Below are 16984 nucleotides of genomic sequence, written 5' to 3' on the forward strand. Positions count from 1 at the left end.
TCCTTATCGGCGCTTTAGGTAGAAAGGGCGGGACGAGAAGTCTCCCACGGTCCGTACTGGCTAGAGTCGGAATCGAGCTTTTAGTCCCGCCCACCCCTTCAAGTCTAAACATACAAGCGAGCTTGCTCGCGAAGGCGTCCGTAAGGACGCCGCCGGATCAGAAGTGGAACTTCACCAGGAAGCTGGTCACGTTCTGATTGGTGGTGAAGGCCTTGGTGTCGTCGATACCGTACTTGTCTTTCCAGTAGTCGTATTCAACACCGACGTACAACTGCTTCTCGCCGAAATTCAGCGCCTTGCCCAGGTCGTATTTGACCTGTGGGTTGAAGTGCAGATTGGCGTGGTATTCGCCTCTGCTGTTGACGTCGTTGTCGACCACCCAGTCCATGTAGCCGTCGATCAGGATGTTCGAGTCGCCCACCGGAATGGTGTAGGACCACACTGGTGTGATCTGCCAGACGTTGTCACCAGGACGCGAGCCTTCGGTGTGACGCTGGTAGAAGTTCAACTGGAAGTAGTCGAAGCCCGGAATGGCCAGGTCGAAGCCCGGGCCGATCAGGTAGGACTCGGTGTCACCCTCGCCGAACTCGTAGGTCATCGCCAGCAGGACGTCCTTGATCGGGCCGAACTCGATCTTCTGGTCGAGGACCTTGCCCAGCGAGATGCGTGGCTGGAACTCGCCGTAGTAGGTGTTCGGACCGTTGTTGAAGTCCTTGTCACCGTTGTAGAAGATCTTGTCGAGGAAGAAGAAGTTGTCCCCGTACTTCCACGCATCGGCGTGCTCGAAGGTCACGGTCTGCTGGATGGCCGGGTTGACCTTGAAGTCTTTGCCATAGAGGTAGGTCAGGCTGTTGTTCTGCCATTGCAGCAGGCCGTCGGCCATGGCCTGACCCCCTGCCAGCAGCGATCCCGCAAGCATCAGGCTGGTGCACATACGTTTCATTCGGTTGCTCCCAAAGTAGGTGTTCCACGTTTATTTTTTTGAGTCGGCGCTCTGGTGTGGCGCCTTTTTTCGTTGCTGCAAAATTCATCCATTCGGTCAGCTTTGATGCTGTTAGCAAGAGCTGAGCCAAGGCTTTTCGAAAAGCAAAAAAACGCCCGTCGGCTGCTGAAAAACAGTCGATTGAGCGTGTTTTCGGGATGCCTCGGTTCTGACCGCGGCCGGGATAAGTTGGCTTTTCGGTCAGGAATTAAATTCGGGCTTTTTTTTAGACCGAATTCAGGAGGCCGCGGAGAATACTGACTCAACGGCCAGGCCTCAAGTGCCCCGCAACAGAGCACCGACGACAGGTAGGGGGCACGGTTGCGGGTCATCTTAGAAGTGCACCTTCACCAGCAGGCTGGCGGTGTTCTGGTTGGTGTCGAAACTGTGGGTGCTTTCGACCCCGTATTTGTTTTTCCAGTAGCTGTATTCGGTGCCGACGTACACCTGCTTTTCACCCCAGCCGAGGGCTTTGCCCAGGTCGTATTTGATCTGCGGGTTGATGTGCAGGTTGGCGTGATAGGTGCCGCGTGAGTTCTGGTCGTTGTCGACCACCCAGTCCAGATAGCCGTCGATCAGCAGGTCGGAATTGCCCACGGGAATGCTGTAGGACCAGCCGGGGGTGATTTGCCAGACGCCGTCGCCGGGGCGCGGGCCTTCGGTCTGGCGGCGATAGAAGTTCAGGGTGAAATAGTTGAAGCCCGGCACCTTGAGGTCGAAGCCGGGGCCAATCAGATAGGCCTCGCTGTCGCCTTCGCCGTACTCGTAGGTCATGGCCAGCAGCACGTCCTTGATCGGGCCGAACTCCAGTTTCTTGTCGAAGATCTTGCCGAACGACAGGCGCGGGCTGAATTCGCCGTAGAACGCGTGGGGGCCTTTGTTGCGGTCTTCCTGGCCGTTGTAGAAGATCTTGTCGACGAACAGGAAGTTGTCGCCGTACTTCCACTTGTCGGCGTGCTCGAACGTCACCGTCTGCTGGATCGACGGGTTGATCGCGAAGTTCTTGCCGTACAGGTAGCTCAGGCTGTTGGTCTGCCACAGCAATAAATCGCCGGCCATGGCTTGCGATGCGGCCAGCAGGCCGCCGCTCAACAACACGTTGGTTTGAGTCCGGATCATCTGTTGCTCCCTCTTGTTTTTATTGTTTGAGGCAAAGCTGTCGCGAGGGGGCAGGCTTTGGCGAGCCCCCTTTTTTACTCTTCGGATCAGTGCGGGTGTGCGTGGCAGTCGTTGATCGCGGCGCGTTCGGCGCCGCCGAGAATGTTGAACAACAGGTTCAGCGTCAGCGCGCTGAGGGTGGCCATGGCGATCCCGCTGTGGGTGATCGGGCTCATCCACAACGGCAGGTGGGCGAAGAACTCCGGGCGCACCACCGGGATCAGGCCCATGCCGATGCTCACGGCTACCAGCAATTGATTGCGGCGGTCGCCGATGTCGGCTTCCTGCAGGATCTTGATGCCGGTCGCCGCCACCATGCCGAACATCGCAATCGCCGCGCCACCCAGCACTGCCGGTGGAATCGACGCCACCAGGAACGCTGCTTTCGGCAACAGGCTCAGGACGATCAGCAGACCGCCGGCGACGATGGTCACCGAGCGGCAGCGCACGCCGGTCATCTGCACCAGGCCGATGTTCTGCGCGAAGGAGGAGTGGGTGAAGGTGTTGAAGAAGCCGGCAACGAACGATGCGCCGGCATCACACAGCAGGCCGCGACGCAGCATGCGCGGGCAGACTTCCTGGCCGGTGATCTTGCCCAGCGCGAGGAACATCCCGGTGGACTCGACGAAGATGATCACCACCACCAGGCACATCGACAGGATCGGTGCCAGTTCGAACTTCGGCATGCCGAAATGCAGCGGGGTGACGAACTGAACCCACGGCGCGTTGGCCATGCCGCTCAGGTCGACCATGCCGATGGCGCCGCAGAGCACGTAGCCCAGGCACATGCCGATCAGCACGGAAATGTTGACCCAGAAACCGCGCATGAAGCGGTGGATCAACAGAATGGTGGTCAGCACCAGTGCGGCGATGGCCAGGTAAATCGGTGAACCGAATTGAGCAGCACCAGCGCCGCCACCGGCCCAGTTCACGGCCACGGGGAACAGCGACAAACCGATCGAGGTGATGACCGTGCCGGTCACCAGAGGCGGGAAGAAGCGTACGACCTTGGACATGAACGGCGCGATGATCATGCCGAAGAACCCGGCGGCGATAGTTGCGCCGAAGATTCCCTGCAGACCGATGCCGGGCATGCCGGCCATGGCGACCATGCTGCCGACGGCGGCGAAACTGGCGCCCATCATCACCGGCATGCGAATGCCCATCGGGCCGATGCCCAGAGATTGCACGATGGTGGCGATGCCAGCGACCAGCAGGTCGGCGTTGATCAGGAAGGCGATTTCTTCACGACTCAGGCCAGCGGCCTGTCCAATGATCAGCGGTACCGCGATGGCGCCGCCGTACATCAGCAGTACATGTTGCAAACCGACCAGGATCAGTTGCAAAAGGGGCAAACGCTGAATGGCGGGTGCGTCGGGGATGCGCGCTTTGGACAGCTCGGACATGCAACACCTCGGATCTTTTTTATTCTTGTGATTAACAGCTGCCGGGTTGCTCACAGCTGTTTCTTTGCATCAGGTAAACCGCGTTGCGGCTAATCGCTGGCAAGCCAGCTCCCACACAGGCAGTGCAAAACCCTGTGGAAGCTGGCTTGCCAGCGATGCTTTTACTGCTTAGTTGGTCTGGGCTCCCTGGGCGATCCATGCACCGATCAGGTCACGTTCCTGCTGGGTCATCTGTGTGATGTTGCCCAGTGGCATGATCTGCGTGGTGATGGCTTGCGCCTGGATCCGTGCCGCGTTCTGGCGGATCTGCTCGGGGGTGTCGAACATCACACCGGCCGGTGCAGCGCTGAACAGCGGGCTGGTCGGTTTGGCCGAATGGCAGACCGCGCAGCGTTCCTGGATCACGTTGTGCACCTTGTCGAACGCAGGACCGGCGTTGGACGCCTGAGCCGGAGCAGCGGCCGGTGCAGCAGGAGCTGCCGGTTGTGCAGCTTCAGCCGGTTTCGCGCCACCACCCAAAGCCGTTTCCGGCAACGGCTGGTACTCGATTTTCGCAGGCGCCTTGGCCACGTCCGGAGCGGTCGACATCGGCGCAGGGCCGGTGACGTACGCCAGACTGATCATGCCTACCGCTGCCACTGGCAGGGTCCAGGCAAACTTGTGGCTGTCGTGACGGGTGTTGAAGTAGTGACGCACCAACACCGCCAACACCGCGATCCCGGCCAGGATCAGCCAGTTGTACTGGCTGCCGTAAGTGCTCGGGAAGTGGTTGCTGATCATGATGAACAGCACCGGCAGGGTGAAGTAGTTGTTGTGACGCGAACGCAGCAGGCCTTTGGCCGGCAGCGCCGGATCCGGCGTGCGGTTCTCGGCGATCGCGGCAACCAGTGCGCGCTGCGCCGGCATGATGATGCGGAACACGTTGCCGACCATGATGGTGCCGATGATCGCGCCGACGTGCAGGTACGCACCACGACCGCTGAACACCTTGCTGAAGCCATACGCCGCGCCGATGATCAGCACGAACAGGATGAAGCCGAGCAGGGCAGGTTTTTTGCCGAGGGGCGAATCGCAGAGGAAGTCGTAGATGAACCAGCCGGCGATCAGCGAACCGATGCCGATGGCCACGCCTTCAGGGCCGGTCAGGCCGCTGCCGGGTGCCACGAGGTAGAGCACGGGGTTGGAGTAGAACACCACGCATAGCAGCGCGATACCCGACATCCAGGTGAAATAGGCTTCCCATTTGAACCAGTGCAGGTTCTCCGGCATCGACGGAGGGGCCAGTTTGTATTTTTCCAGGTGATAGATACCGCCGCCGTGGATCGCCCACAGATCACCGGCAAGACCGGTTTTCGGGTTGACGCGGTTGAGGTTGTTCTCCAGCCAGACGAAGTAGAACGACGCGCCGATCCAGGCCACGCCAGTGATCATGTGAACCCAGCGCACGCTCAGGTTCAGCCATTCCAACAGATGTGCTTCCACAGTCTTTACCTCTCGCCCGTCACTCTTGTTGTCGAGTGATCGGACCTTCTCTTATTGGTGGGGGGCGAGGATCAAACGCTCATCCTCTTTGAAAAAATGCTCATCGCAGTTATTGCCTGTGCCACTGCGATCAACCACCAGGAAGTCATCCCGCTTTTCGATCGTCAGCACCGGGTGGTGCCAGACGCCGCGATGGTAATTGATGCCCTGCCTGCCGTTGGTGACGAAGGCGCGGACCAAGCCTGATACAGGTACATCGCCAAGTGGCGCGACCACGATCAGAAAGGGGTTGCCGAGCAGCGGAATGAAAGCCTGGCTGCCCAGCGGATGGCGTTCCAGCATGCTGACGGTCAGCGGCATGTCTTGCGCGTCGGCGCGGAAGATGCTGATGATCGCGTTGTCCTCAGGCGTAGCGGTTTCGACCGTCGCCAGTTTGTGGAAGCGCATGGTCGAACCGTTGTTGATCATGAAGTGATCGCTGCCGTCGGTTTCGATCACGTCACCGAAAGGGGCGAAGGCTTCTTTGGTCAGCGGTTCAATCGTCAGTGTGCGCATGCTGTTCTTTTCCGAATTCTGTGTTGTTGGTTCTGTTGCTATCGCTGGCAGGCCAGCTCCCACATCTGGAATACATTCCCTTGTGGGAGCCAGCCTGCTGGCGATCGGGTTCAGCGCTTATTTAGCGACCTTGCCCAATACGCGCAGGCGGCTCACACCACCATCCGGGAACACGTTCAGACGGATGTGGGTGATCGGGCCCAGCGCCTTGATCTGCTCGACGAAGGTGTGTTCGGCGTGCATTTCCAGCTTCTGGCTTGGCAGCAGTTCGCGCCAGAACAGCGACTGGGTTTCGATCTGGCTGTCGGTGCCGCCCTTGACGAACGCGCCCTGGATCGAGCAGGTGTCCGGGTAGTTGCCCTTGAAGTGCAGGGTGTCGACGATGATTTTTTCGATCTCGCCCGGGTGGCCCAGCGCGACGATCACCCAGTCATTGCCTGGCGTGCGACGACGTGCGGTTTCCCAGCCGTCGCCCATGTTGATGCCACGGCCCGGGTTGAGGATGTTGCTCATGCGGCCGAAGTGTTCGTCGGAGCAGGCGAGGGCGCGGCCACCGTTGAGGGCTGCAGCCAGGTCGACTTGCTCGTTGTCGCCAACAGCCGACCAGTCGCGGAACGGAATGCCGTACACGCGCAGACGGGCCACGCCGCCATCCGGGTAGATGTTGAAGCGCAGGTGGCTGAATGCCTTGTCGTTGCTGATTTCGTGGTAGTGGTGGCTGTTGCCCTGCAGCTCGACGGCCGACAGCACTTCAGTCCACTGGGTGTTTTCGTCCGGCTCGCCCGACGCCAGGAAGCAGGCTTCCAGCGAGGCCGATGGCGGGAAGTTGCCGGTGAAGAATGAAGTGTCGATGTCCACGCCTTTGATCGAACCCGGTACGCCCAGGCGGATCACCGCGCTGTCGTAGCCTTCGAAGCGCTTGCGGCGGGACTCCCAGCCGTCCATCCACTTGCCGTTGTCATCGAACACGCCCTCCTTCCACACGGCCGGGGTCGGCTGAAACAGACGATTGGCGTCTGCGAACCAGTCATCGGTGACCGAGATGATTTTGGTGCCCAGGCGGGCATCGGCCAGGTTGACGAACTTCTCGAAAGGTACGGCGTAAGCTTTCATTCTTCTTGTCTGCCTTTAAATAAGTGGCTTGGGATGCTTGCAGGGCCCTGGGTGCTCTCCGCGTTTGATGCACTCGGGCCAGGCTTGCTAGAGAGTCAGTAATCGGAACAGGGCGATCTTGTTGATCTCCGCCAGCGCGCATTTGAACTCGGTGTCGACCGGGTTGTGAATGCGCGTTTCGAACGCTGCGAGGATCTGATGCCGGTTGCTGCCTTTTACCGCCATGATGAAGGGAAACTTGAACTTGGCTTTGTAGGCGTCGTTCAGCTCGGTGAAGCGCTGGAACTCTTCGGCCGTGCATTGGTGAATACCGGCGCCAGCCTGTTCATTGGTGCTGGCTTCGGTCAACTCGCCCTGGACGGCAGCTTTGCCGGCCAGGTCCGGGTGAGCGTTGATCAGTGCCAGCTGGCTGGCGTGATCGGCGCTCAACAGGATGTCGCTCATGCGCTGGTGCAGGGTTTCGATCTGGTCGATCGACGCGTCCTGGCCCAGTTCGAAGGCCTTCTCGGCCACCCATGGCGAATGCTCGTAGATGTCGGCGAAGGCTTTGACGAAGGCGTCGCGGCTCAGGGTCGACGGTTTCAGGGTTTGAAAGGTGCTCATTTGGCAGCCCCTTGGTACGGGTGGGTTTCGTGCCAGTGACGCGCGATGTCGACGCGACGGCTGAACCACACCTGTTCATGACTTTTAGCGTATTCGATAAAGCGCTTGAGCGAAGCCAGACGCGCCGGACGGCCCACCAGACGGCAGTGCAGACCGATCGACAGCATCTTCGGTGCTTCGGCGCCTTCGGCATAAAGCACGTCGAACGCATCTTTGAGGTATTCGAAGAAATCGTCGCCCTTGTTGAAACCCTGGACCTGGGTGAAGCGCATGTCGTTGGTGTCCAGGGTGTACGGGATCACCAGGTGCGGCTTGCCGGTCGGGTTGTTCGGTTCCCAGTAGGGCAGGTCGTCGTCGTAGGTGTCGCAGTCGTAGAGGAAACCGCCTTCTTCCATCACCAGGCGACGGGTATTCGGGCCGGTGCGACCGGTGTACCAGCCCAGCGGGCGCTCGCCGGTGAGTTCGGTGAGGATGCGGATCGCTTCGAGCATGTGCTCGCGTTCCTGCGCTTCGTCCATGTACTGGTAGTCGATCCAGCGGTAGCCGTGGCTGCAGATCTCGTGACCGGCCTCGACCATGGCGCGGATTACGTCCGGGTGGCGCTGGGCGGCCATGGCCACAGCGAAGATGGTCAGCGGAATGTCGAATTCCTTGAACAGTTTCAGGATCCGCCAGACGCCGGCACGGCTGCCATACTCGTAAAGCGATTCCATGCTCATGTTGCGCGCGCCTTGCAGAGGCTGGGCCGCGACCATTTCCGAGAGGAAGGCTTCGGATTCTTTGTCGCCGTGCAGAATGTTGCGCTCGCCGCCTTCTTCGTAATTGAGTACGAACGACAGGGCGATCCGGGCATTGCCCGGCCAGTGTGGGTGAGGAGGGTTACTGCCGTAACCGATCAGGTCGCGTGGGTAGTCAGCGCTCACTGCAGTCTTCCTTCTTATTCGTTGACAGATTGTGTGGCGCCCTGAAGTTTGGATGGCAGGCTGGCGTCACAGCGATGGGCTGATTGTATACAACTTTATTCTCAATTTGTAAGCCTGAATTTTCGCATTTTTCACCGGCTGTCATCTTTTGCTGTTAATGGCGTGAACCTGCAAGAAACCTGCCTGACCAGTCAGCTAATGGATTGGGGGTTCAATGAATGCGAGGTTACGAGGCAAATCACCGTGAAATCGAAGGATGGCGGGGGTAGCAGCAAAAATGTCGTTTTTATTGTGTACAATTTTTTTGAAAAGTGTCTTAATCAATCGCTCGCCGCAGCTTTTCGTGCTCCGAAACGGTGCGGTCTCCTTTTCAACTGACTTCGGGAGGCGCGAAGTCTGACTGCTCCACGCAGGCAGGCGCGCAGAATCAATGGGACGTTTGACAACACACGTTTTGGACGCTGCACACGGTTGCCCGGGCAGCTCGATCAAGGTCGAGCTGTACCGCGTTGAAGGTTCGCACCTGGAATTGGTCGCCAGTGCGCTTACCAACAGCGATGGCCGGGTCGATGCGCCGCTGCTGCAAGGCGATGACTACCGTACCGGTGTCTATCAGGTTCAATTCCACGCCGGCGATTACTACCGCGCCCGTGGCGTCCAGTTGCCGGAGCCGGCATTCCTGGACGTGGTCGTGCTGCGGTTCGGCATTTCTGCCGAACAGGATCACTACCACGTACCGTTGCTGATCTCGCCTTACAGCTATTCCACCTATCGGGGCAGCTGACCCCCAAGCAGCTGCCCCTGCCGGGAAGCGACTGCGCATATAGCTTCTTTGGTCTTTCGCCCGCTCACACTGCGGGCTTTTTTTCGCCCGTCGTTCAGCGGAGTGCAATCACAGCCGTGGGTTTGCGTCGCGCACGATAAACACGGTGTCGTCGGCGTTCGCCAGTGTCTGGGGACCGCCTCTGAGCCAGACGACCTTGTTTGCAGCGTTTGCTGCAACAACGGCCGCCGCCGCTGTCGCACCCACCTGAATGTGCAGACGTAGATTGGCACTGCTGTGATCGACATTCAGCGTCTGGTTGATCTTGCGGCCCCGGATGCGATGCAGGCTGATGAAGAACACGTAGTCATGCCCCGTGCGCTTGAACACCAGTGCCGGATACGAGTTGGACGGGCTTGGATCGAACACGGCATAACCGTTGCGGGTCAGCAGGGTGGCCATGAAACGTTTGAGATCCAGCGCCGATTGCGTGGTGTTGGAATACAGCCATTCCTGGCGAAACAGTGCCGGATCGAAATCCAGTCGCTGCAGCGGACCGTCCGATGTCGGCGTCGGCAATTCGATGATGCGAACCGCCCCATTGCCCGACGTCGGGAGAATCGGCAGCATCAGCAGCGGATCGGCCAGTTGCGGACGGGGATGGCGGTTTCCGGTCTGCCAGTCATTGAATGTCTGGCGCAGAAGGGTCAGCCCCGATCCGGTCGCCGTGTCGGAACCATTTGCCAGCACGAACTGGTGAAAGGCGACACTCTCCAGCGAGGTCGTCGATAGCTCCGGAAAGTATTGGCTGATGTATTTCGTCAGTGGACGTTCGAACGGCAGCGTCGGATCGATTTGCCAGTCATGAGCAGGCGGTACCTGGATGGCGCCCCGCGGCTGTTCCTGTGGTTCCATTCTGAGCGTGCGGTCCAGCAAGTCGAAGTCGTAGATCAGATGACTCGGGTTCTTGATGTAGACGATCGGATCGCTCGCATCGCCTCGCGGAATGACTTTGTACTGGATACCGTCGACGCGAATGTCACCGGTGGTGGCATGTTGCGGGTCGATGGCCCAATTGCTCCACGGATCCAGCGTTTCATCGGTGCGCTGACGTTTGGGCGGTACGACCGACGGTTCGTCATCCGGCAATCGGTGACGTGTCATGGACAGCTGCGAGATGTCGGCATCCGGCGCGTTTTGCGCAGGGAGCGGACGCCACACAAGCGTACCCTCAACCCTTTCCAGCAGTGGTCCGGATGCCAGGAGTTCACTGGATAACCGGGCCCTCAACCCATTCTGTGCATCGGGGCCGATCTGCACCGTCCCCCCTTCGACAAGGTCGACGTAGGTATAACGTCCCGCTGTGCGCGTGCCGTCCCGAGGATCGGCAGGCGGCAATCTGTTGACCAGTCCGGGGGCGAGAAAATAGCTGCCGATCGGTCGTTGCGCGGTGACGTTCCGGACATGTGTCTCGGCAGGGAGATCGTAGACTTCGATCATCTGTTGACGGGTAACGGGTGGCACAGGCAATTGCCAGGCCGGGTGGGTCAAGGTCGGATCGATCAGTGTGTCGGGCATCAGTCGAGGCGGCGTTGAAATGTCCGGCGTGGTGTCTCGCACGACAGGCGTGGAATCCGCTGTATCTGTTTTCGTTCGGATAGGACGTTTGGGGCTCATTGATGATCAGCCTTCGCGAAGAATGAAGAGGGTGGGTTGGTCCGGGCTCGGATGTTGAATGCCGCCCACCAGATAATTGACTTTGTCTTGTGCCAGCAGAGCGTTCAGCCTTTGTTGTCCGGTTTCATCGAGTGTCATCCGCGCTGCCGAACTGGTCAGTTCGGAACCCGGCCTGGTATAGCGAGGGATGAAGCCCGGGGAGACCAACGGGAGCTTCAATACGAAAAGCGAATCCAGTCCTTCCCGATGAAAAACCAGCGAGTGTTCCAGCAGCAAGGGATCTGGCGAACTGACGGTGTATCCACTCTTGACCAGGATGTTGTGGAAGAGCTTTTGCAAGCTCGCAGCCCCCGGTGCAGCTGTATATTCACTCCATTGCTGCGAGAATTTCTGCGGATCAAAATCGACTCGCTGCAGGCTCGGCCCGGTTGTCGGGGGCAGCACGATTCTTCCCCCGAAAGTGCCGTCAGAGATGATGGGCTGGACCGGCAGCAACAGCAGTGGATCTGCAAGGTGTCGGGGGGCGGGGATGGCCCTGTCTTGCCAGTGACGGAAGGTCTGGCTCAGCGCCTGCAACCCTTCGCCGTTGATCACTTCGGCGCCGCGGGACTCTCTGAACATGGCCTTGGCCACGGCCCTGGCAGACTGCCCGGACAAGCACTCGAAGGCATCGGCAACATATTGCGTCAGCGGCTTTTCGAATGGCAGTTGATGGTCTGTAAAGCGCCACTGATTGTCCGGGCCGCGAGCTGCCCAGCGCGGTTGCAGTGTGCGATCGTCCACGAGCATCTGTTCGAAGGCATCAAAGCGCTCGGGGTTGAAACGCGGGTGCTTGATGCAGACGATCGATGTGTTGGAGCGAACGATCTGCGGCACGATCGGGTAGTGCAGCCCGTCTATTTCAACCGATTGACCGCCGGTGGGCTTTGTCGGCTGGCCCCAATTTCGCCATGGCTTGTTGGACAGATCCAGAGGCTGGGCAATGGTCGAAGGCTTGTCGGCGAGTGGGTCTGGATCGGTCGACGCGTCATCTTCATCCAGTCGCGGACGCTTGCCCGGATCGGCCTGCGTGTCCGGCTCGTCGACATGTGGGCGGCGTGCCGTGATTGCTTGTCGTTTTTGCCACAGATTCGTGCCCCGGATCCGCTCGACCAGAAAACCGGAGGGCGTCAGTTCGCTGGCCGAGGTCAGTTGAAAGCGTCCGTCAGGGTGCTGATGAACCATGGCGGTGCCTTCGCGCATGTCCACATAGGTTCGCTCCCGGCCGTCACGGCGGATGCCTTGCGAGGACGCGGCTGCCGGGGTCAGCCTGAGGGCCAGATGTGCAGGAATGAATACGGGTGATGTCGGCCTTGGCGAGGCTTCAGGTGCAATGCCTGACGCGTGTGGCGGCTGGCGGGGCAGCATCTCGCTGACTTCGACCGAGGGCTGTCGGTTGCCTGCGTCATGTTCCGTCGTGCGCGGCGAAGAGTGTCCGGTCAGAGTCGGCTCGCCGGTGGGCAGATGCATGCCGGGGCGAATGTTCGAAACGTTATCGAGGTTGACGTGAGGCGTGTCTGTTGAAGGCCTGGGAGGCGACGAACCCGCTGGAGGAATCTGCTTGGGTGGCTTGGCCATTTGAAGTGCTCCGATGTACGACTGATTCAGCTGTGTAAAGCCATGGAGTGATGCTGGCTAAAGGGGGCTGAATGATCGTCAAAGCGCACTTCTGGCGTGCGGTACATAGATCAATCGGTGCAAGCGACTGATGCAAAGCGTTTCCAGCTGAGTCCGTTGCTCCCGAGGGAATCAGTTGTAGTGCGTTTGTCCGGATAAAAGCCAGGCGAAGTGTTTCGCCTTTTTCAGTTTCTCCGGGTAGTCCAGCGAGAGATCGCCCATCAACCTGACGCAATGTTCGCGCAGGAGTTTCAAGGCGTGGTCGCCCAGCGGGGGAGTGTAAGCGAGGCCGATCTGTGCCACTTCTTCGAACAGTTTCAGTTGGTGGGTGCAGTGGTTGGTCGTCTGTAGATCCAGGCGATCAATTTCGCGGGACTTGTCCGCGTCGAGTATCCATTGACGTTGCGCCAGGTGATATCGCAGGGCACCGAGGCTGCCATCTTTCATGGCCATGTTGCGCACAAGTATGTCGTCTTCCGGATATTGCTTCAGTTCGATAGGCAACGGGGTGGAGAGGTCGGTTGGCGGTACGAGAAACCGTGCATCGATCGCTTCGATATAAACCGCTTCGAAGATCAGGTCGACCGCCCAGACAATGCCTTGCGCGGTGATGACGCGAATCTGGTCGATCAGGTCGCCCGTGTTCTGGTATTGCGGCAGGTAAATGATCGTCTGTCCGATCTGTAACCGGTTGTCGACGAGCGTGATCTCGACCGTGCCCAGGCTGGAGGCGTCGAATTCCCACGTCGAGGAAAATGCCAGTTGCTGGCTCGCGGTCGCCAGTGCGCCGGGTGTGGAAATGCGCAATGACATGCCGGGGGTGAGGTGGACGAGGTACTTCGAGCCCTCACCGGTGAGGCTTTCCACGGCAGTCTGGTACGCAGCGGGTTTGAGCATGACGCACTTCTCCCGGCTACCCAGCGCATGTGCCTGGTTGTCGAGCGGTTGCAGGTATTGATGCGTTCCCGCTCTGGGGGAAAGTGGCAGAGGCACGTTGCTGGTCCAATGCATCGGACCGCTTATTTCAAACGTGTCGTTCCAAAAATGACTGTCGGTGACGGCGGGCTGAACAAGCCGATAAGACGCGCCGTCGTTCATGACCAGAATGAACGAGTGATGTGTTGCCAGTTCGGGGGCCTTCAACCGGGGCTTGAGATCGCGCATGCCGGACATGGTCGAAGAGGCAAGATTTTTGATCGCTAGCTGTTTGCTGCCGAAATGCAGGGTCATCCCGCATTCCTTGTACATGATGTAGTTGAAGTGAGTGCCGCGTATGAGGTCGGCGTTGTAATAAGCCTCGACGCGCGTCAGTTCTGTGCTGGCGCAATCAATGTGCAGCGTAGTGACCCTTGTATTACCGGTCGCTGTTACCTGGAAAACCGTCTGGATATTGTTGCGTGACAGCCAGTAGCTCGAACTCCTGTCGTTGGGGACGGTGCACTTCGTATCAAACACGATGACCGGAAGCTGTCGGATTCCCTGTCGCAGGATCACCACTTCCACATCGACCGCTTGCGGCGTTTCGATGCTGGCTGGAAGTTCTGGCACGAGATGAAATCCGTCTTTGGTGATGAAGGTCAGTTTTCCATTCTGTAGCGCTAGTTTGTCCCCGGTTCGCTGGTAGACATTCTTGATCCTGACCACTTTCTTGCTGACGTCGTCGAATTCGAATCCTGATGTGATGACCAACTCCCGGTTTTCGATCTTCCAGCTTTCGATCAGGTCCGATCGCCAGTCCAGTGCAATGATGCTTTCCTCTGCGCCGTCTTCAATAATCGATGCTGCGCCGGGGACATGAGCGATAGCGTAGGCATCCTTGCCTTTGCCGCCATTGGCCGATACGTAATGGCTGAGCAAATAAATCTGGTCCTCGCCGGGGCCTGCATCAATCTCGTCGCGACCACGGGACTTTATGATGTTCGGACCGTCACTACCGATGACTTCATTGGTTGCACCGGTCAGCGTCTCGACGTTTTCGATACTTTGCAGATGACTGTGCAGCCTGTAGGCCTGCTCTTTTGGAGTGGGCGGCTTGACCAGTAGCGACATCTCGCCCTTATGCAAGTCCACTCGGAATCCGTAACGATCTTCGTTGGTTTCCGGGAAGTGTCCCGCCAGTTTCAGCGTGTCGTTACCTGCATCACCTTGCAGTTCGGAAATCAGTGTTTCTTGGGTGCCGGTTTTCAGCAGGTCGGCAGCGCCCTCGAAGATGAACTCGTCGGCTTTCTCGCCACCGTTCAGGGATTTATGGCCGGCAGCGTAATAGAAGCCGTTTGGTTTTTTTTTCACCCCTTGAATAGTGTCGTTACCGCCGCCGATAAACCACAGGATGTCCTTGTCGTCGGCAGAAGTTCCAAGCACTGCTCCGGGAGTGTCTTTGGTAACGCCTGCGCGTGCATCGATGGTGTCGTTGTGATCGTTGATGCGGGGACGCTTGATGGTTTTGTACTTCGGGTTTTGTGCTGTCCACTCATAAGTCGCGACCTGGATGGGTTCGACATCCACCTGGAAACTGCCATTGACGATGGCTTCGGCCTGGTCTTTTAGTGTCTCGTCCAGCAACTTTCGGGCAGTGGCGCGCAGTTGTTGTGAGTGTCGGGCGGCCGACCTGGCGATAAGGTGGCGATCTTCAATGCTTTCATCCGGGCTGATACCCCAGAACGCAAACCAGCCGGTACGCAGACGCTCTTCGGTGGTCAACGTGATGTAGTCGTCAATGTCATCGACCACATTGATCGCCGCCCAGACTCGGGATCCTGCGACCAGCAGTAAGCCAGCGACCAGCCCGATCGGGCCCGCCGAGGAGAATCCGGCCAGTGCCGCTGCACCGAGCAGCACGGTCATGGCCGCGCTGGTGACACTCAACCCGGCATTCACATAGTGATTGATGGATTCTTTGCCGGTTGTCCGGGCTGCCGCCTTGAAACCATCCACCGCAGAAATGATATCGAAGGGCAGCGTCAGGGCGCCGCCAATCAAGCCGCCGCCGCGCCCCAGTTTCAGGGCGAAACTGGTTTTGGCAAAACCCTTGAAGGCACTCTCGCTGGCCTTGAGCATTTGCGTGGCTTTGCGGGCTACCGCGAGATCGATCGCTATCGAAGCAACGTCAGCGCTGAACGCCGAACTGTTGAACACGATGCCATATGAATCCTTGTCTCTGATTGCATCTTGCAGACCGCGCAGACCACTGTAGATCCCGAACGCCTGAAGTCCGATACCCGTGCTGGCCATGGTGCGGCTGGTTGAGCGTTTGACCCAGTTCGGGAGTGGCTCCTGAATATGGGCATGGCGGATGTCGAGTTTTTGCGCTGCGTTCAGAAGTTGTTTCAGCTTGCCCGGATAAGTACCTGGATCGCTCGGGGAATCGAATGAGTCATGCAACAACGGCGGCGCCGTCAGGGGGCGTTGGCTGGCAAGTTCGAAGAGCAGGCTGGGAAGCAGATAATCATCCGCCCCGGTCGTCGTTTTCATCCGCGCTTCAATGACGGCTGGATCAAACTGCAACGCATTGATGAAACGCTTTCCGGGCGTGCGGAAAAACGTGTTCTTGCCGTTCAGGGGTTGCCCGTCAATGGTCGCGCCCAATGTATCCAGGGCTCTACGGGTGATTGAATATCCGCCTATCTGCAGTGGGCCGAATACCTGGTCTACCGTTTTCAGTTGCGCTCTTTTGCGTTTGAGCGCGGGCGGGGTCTGGAGGGAATTGTTGTCGTCATAGTCGATCGTTGACGGTTGCCGTTCATTGCCGACAAGTTGCATGTCGGCAATGTCTACGTCGTTATGTTCGATCGATGACGGGAGGATAAGGGTAGCCATTTGAACATCCTTGTTCTGAAGATGAGGTTGCGCTGTGGCGTCATCTTAGGAAGAGGGTTCAAACGATGTACATCGGCGGGGTGTTGCGGTGTGTTGCGTTTTGGAAACGGAAGTTGCTGCCAGTTTCGATGCAGGACGTGAGTGTCGAAACTGGCAGTCAGATTCAAATCATCTGAAACTCAGAACATTGTCTGCAAGTATCAGTGCCCGCTGAGCAGCGATGCGGCACCGGCACCGCCGAACAATCCGGCGCTGATGCGGTTGAACCAGCTCTGGCCCTTGCCGCTGCGCAGGTAACGCGCTGCACCATGGGCACCGAGGCCGTAGGTCAATTTGCACAGCAGATCGAGCAGCGTCCAGGTGGCGATCATCACCAGCAGTTGCGGCAGGAACGGTTGCTCGGCGCTGAGGAACTGCGGCAGAAACGCGGCGAAAAACAAAATGTCTTTCGGGTTGCTCGCGCCCAGCACGAAGGCCCGGCTGAACAATGCGCGGAACTTAGGAACCGGTGCGGCCTGAGGCACTTCGGCACCCACCGACGGCTGGCGCGATTGCTGCCAGCTCTGCCAGGCGAGGTAGAACAGGTAAATCGCGCCGACGATCTTCAGGGCGCTGAACAGTTTTTCGGATGCCAGCAGCAGGGCGCCCAGCCCCAGCGCCGAGGCACTGAGCAGGCAGATCGAGGCGAACACGCCACCGAGAAACGCCGGGTACGAACGACGCAGACCGTAATTCAAACTGTTGCTGATCATCAGCAACGACAGCGGCCCCGGAATCAGGATCACCACCAGCGCAGCGCCGCTGAACAGCAGCCAGGTTTCCAGACTCATCACTTGCTCCTTTTTATCGT

At 58.8% G+C, this 16984-nt stretch carries 13 protein-coding genes; 1 reads left to right on the plus strand and 12 read right to left on the minus strand.

What is annotated here, in order from left to right; all coding sequences use genetic code 11:
• Nucleotides 1-157: 157 nt before the first annotated feature.
• The 8 genes from K5E37_RS01530 to puuE all read right to left on the minus strand — a co-directional run bounded on the left by K5E37_RS01530 (nt 158) and on the right by puuE (nt 8222).
• On the minus strand, nt 158-943 hold the full coding sequence (locus K5E37_RS01530; RefSeq protein WP_007960057.1) for an outer membrane protein OmpK: 786 nt from the start codon (nt 941-943) through the stop codon (nt 158-160).
• Nucleotides 944-1315: 372 nt separating this feature from the next.
• Nucleotides 1316-2101 (minus strand): outer membrane protein OmpK, encoded by a 786-nt coding sequence (locus K5E37_RS01535; protein WP_007960055.1) that lies wholly within the window; start codon nt 2099-2101, stop codon nt 1316-1318.
• A gap of 86 nt (nt 2102-2187) precedes the next feature.
• Complete coding sequence (locus tag K5E37_RS01540; protein ID WP_221532949.1) at nt 2188-3546, minus strand: nucleobase:cation symporter-2 family protein; 1359 nt, start codon at nt 3544-3546, stop codon at nt 2188-2190.
• A 168-nt stretch (nt 3547-3714) separates the two neighbouring features.
• On the minus strand, nt 3715-5028 hold the full coding sequence (locus tag K5E37_RS01545; RefSeq protein ID WP_064378710.1) for a urate hydroxylase PuuD: 1314 nt from the start codon (nt 5026-5028) through the stop codon (nt 3715-3717).
• A gap of 51 nt (nt 5029-5079) precedes the next feature.
• Nucleotides 5080-5583 (minus strand): ureidoglycolate lyase, encoded by a 504-nt coding sequence (locus K5E37_RS01550; RefSeq protein WP_027613342.1) that lies wholly within the window; start codon nt 5581-5583, stop codon nt 5080-5082.
• A 117-nt stretch (nt 5584-5700) separates the two neighbouring features.
• Nucleotides 5701-6696, minus strand: a complete 996-nt coding sequence (gene alc / locus K5E37_RS01555) for an allantoicase (RefSeq protein ID WP_007960036.1) — start codon at nt 6694-6696, stop codon at nt 5701-5703.
• An 87-nt stretch (nt 6697-6783) separates the two neighbouring features.
• A complete protein-coding gene (uraD, locus tag K5E37_RS01560; RefSeq protein ID WP_221532950.1) occupies nt 6784-7299 on the minus strand; it encodes a 2-oxo-4-hydroxy-4-carboxy-5-ureidoimidazoline decarboxylase in 516 nt (171 codons plus the stop codon).
• Nucleotides 7296-8222, minus strand: a complete 927-nt coding sequence (gene puuE / locus K5E37_RS01565; protein ID WP_007960032.1) for an allantoinase PuuE — start codon at nt 8220-8222, stop codon at nt 7296-7298. The genes uraD and puuE overlap by 4 nt, the downstream gene beginning before the upstream one ends.
• 430 nt (nt 8223-8652) lie before the next feature.
• Between puuE and uraH the strand changes: the two genes are divergently transcribed.
• Nucleotides 8653-9006 (plus strand): hydroxyisourate hydrolase, encoded by a 354-nt coding sequence (gene uraH / locus K5E37_RS01570; protein ID WP_011333195.1) that lies wholly within the window; start codon nt 8653-8655, stop codon nt 9004-9006.
• A gap of 108 nt (nt 9007-9114) precedes the next feature.
• On the opposite strand, the gene K5E37_RS01575 is transcribed toward uraH, so the two are convergent.
• The 4 genes from K5E37_RS01575 to K5E37_RS01590 form a co-directional block, all read right to left on the minus strand.
• Nucleotides 9115-10662, minus strand: a complete 1548-nt coding sequence (locus K5E37_RS01575) for a hypothetical protein (RefSeq protein ID WP_221532951.1) — start codon at nt 10660-10662, stop codon at nt 9115-9117.
• A gap of 6 nt (nt 10663-10668) precedes the next feature.
• The gene (locus K5E37_RS01580) at nt 10669-12279 is read right to left on the minus strand and encodes a hypothetical protein (RefSeq protein ID WP_221532952.1); all 1611 of its coding nucleotides are present in this window, start codon (nt 12277-12279) and stop codon (nt 10669-10671) included.
• Nucleotides 12280-12450: 171 nt separating this feature from the next.
• Nucleotides 12451-16134, minus strand: coding sequence for a calcium-binding protein (locus K5E37_RS01585; protein ID WP_221532953.1), 3684 nt, complete (start codon nt 16132-16134; stop codon nt 12451-12453).
• Nucleotides 16135-16334: 200 nt separating this feature from the next.
• Nucleotides 16335-16964 carry a LysE family translocator gene (locus K5E37_RS01590; RefSeq protein ID WP_007960020.1) on the minus strand — a complete coding sequence of 210 codons (630 nt, stop codon included), beginning with the start codon at nt 16962-16964 and terminating at the stop codon, nt 16335-16337.
• Nucleotides 16965-16984 lie beyond the last annotated feature (20 nt).

The sequence above is a fragment of the Pseudomonas sp. RIT778 genome (genome assembly GCF_019718735.1).
Classification (GTDB): Bacteria; Pseudomonadota; Gammaproteobacteria; order Pseudomonadales; family Pseudomonadaceae; genus Aquipseudomonas; species Aquipseudomonas aphyarum.